The organism is Fulvivirga aurantia (assembly GCF_009711475.1).
In the GTDB taxonomy this organism is placed as follows: Bacteria; Bacteroidota; Bacteroidia; order Cytophagales; family Cyclobacteriaceae; genus Fulvivirga; species Fulvivirga aurantia.
Genome location: NZ_SMMD01000291.1, coordinates 1 through 1,584, shown reverse-complemented (window position 1 = coordinate 1,584; position 1,584 = coordinate 1). Strand labels below are relative to the sequence as shown.

The 1,584-nt window shown below is 38.3% G+C and carries 3 protein-coding genes; all 3 read right to left on the bottom strand.

Annotated features, from left to right (window positions below; all coding sequences use genetic code 11):
- Positions 1-214 precede the first annotated feature (214 nt).
- Positions 215-523 (bottom strand): hypothetical protein, encoded by a 309-nt coding sequence (locus tag E1176_RS01235; RefSeq protein WP_155208766.1) that lies wholly within the window; start codon positions 521-523, stop codon positions 215-217.
- Positions 513-953, bottom strand: a complete 441-nt coding sequence (locus tag E1176_RS01230) for a DUF5606 family protein (protein ID WP_155208765.1) — start codon at positions 951-953, stop codon at positions 513-515. Before E1176_RS01230 ends, E1176_RS01235 begins: the two co-directional genes overlap by 11 nt.
- A gap of 49 nt (positions 954-1,002) precedes the next feature.
- Positions 1,003-1,584: ribosome biogenesis GTP-binding protein YihA/YsxC (gene yihA, locus E1176_RS01225; protein WP_155208764.1), on the bottom strand; the 582-nt coding region annotated here is incomplete at its 5' end.

Below are 1,584 nucleotides of genomic sequence, written 5' to 3'. Positions count from 1 at the left end.
TGTAACTATATTTGGCACTAAACGCACGAGGCCATCAAGCCAACTGTCTAGTTTTTCGATAAGCATTGAGGGATTGAAATCTACTTCCCTTGGAGTGTCGTTCGGGTTTGATGTGGAATCTTGCAGAGGCATAAGCTCAAAAATTTTGGTGGAGTGAATGTCTAACAGCTCCGTCAAAACTTTTGTTTATATGCTCCTACTGGAAGATAACTGCTTAACTGTACTTTCTGCGTGTTTCTACTTTTTGCAACTCACGGTCTATAATCAGTTGCGCTATGGTATCACCTATAATTTCAGGCTTTGCAGAAGCAATCACTTTTTTTACTTTGGCTTCACTTACATCTATGCGATATAGAGCTGTAAGTAGTCGATTGAGATCGTGATCTAAAAGGTGATTTATGATGGGGGTGAGTTTCTTCTTAAGGTCTTCGAGGTCAGAAGCAAGATCTGGCAACTCTGAGTCAAGCGCCAGATCTTTTTTTATTAATTCTTGAGTGAGTATGATATCATCATTACTCTTCATTGGCCTTTTCTTCTTTCTTTTTATCTTCTTTTGGCTCTTTCAAAAGCTCAGGCACATACTCATAGATATTTAAATACCACTTTATAAGCTTTTTTACGTCAGAAACGTACACTCGCTGCTCATCATAATTTGGTATTATGTGTTTTACGAAGGCCTTGAGTTCGTCAGGCTCAGAAGTAGGAGTTACACCTAAATCATTATCAAACTCTGCGTAAATTTTTCTGAATACATCCTCTAAAGGAATAGAACCTTTTTGGTCTGTAGTGTAAATAGAAATATCACTTAAAACAGAAATCCGCTGAGATGCAGTTGCAGGTATTCTCTGTTTCTTTTCGTCAAGAGATTCTAAAATCACACCGGTTCTTGTTGGTTTTAGTACTTTGAAAAGGCCACCTTTCCCAGAAAGTGAAGCAATATCGCTATAATCCATATCTTAATTCTTACTTTAAAATTGAAGCGCAAAAGTAGGTATTAATTTACTAATTGCCACCTTTTACCAGCTCAGTGATATATTTTGTTAATTCTTCTTTGCCCTGTTTAGAAGTTGATGACGTGATCACATGATGAGGCATTTTTTCCCAAAACTGCAACAGGTGTTTTTTATATTTGGCCACTGCAGACTGAGTTTTGTTTTTTGATTGCTTATCGGCTTTTGTAAAGACAATAGAAAAAGGAATGCCTTCTTCACCCAGCCAATTAATAAATTCTACATCTACAGGTTGCGGTGCCAGTCTGGAGTCTATCAAAACAAAAAGGTTGATGAGGTTTTCACGCTCTTTGATATAGTCATGGATCATAGCGCCCCACTTCTCTTTTTCAGCTTTAGATACTTTTGCCCAACCATAACCAGGTAAGTCAACCAAAAACCAGGTGTCATCGATCAAAAAGTGATTGATCAACTGCGTTTTACCGGGTTTACTAGATACTTTGGCTAATTTTGTCCGGCTGGTGAGCATGTTTATTAATGAAGATTTACCCACATTTGATCTACCGATGAATGCGACCTCGGGTCTGTCAGCTGCCGGGCACTGCTGGTGATCGCTACTACTTGTTACAAATTC

Excerpts from the sequence above, each read along its gene's own strand:
- E1176_RS01230 (WP_155208765.1), bottom strand. The coding sequence starts at position 953 with ATGGATTATAGCGATATTGCTTCACTTTCTGGGAAAGGTGGCCTTTTC.
- E1176_RS01235 (WP_155208766.1), bottom strand. The coding sequence starts at position 523 with ATGAAGAGTAATGATGATATCATACTCACTCAAGAATTAATAAAAAAA.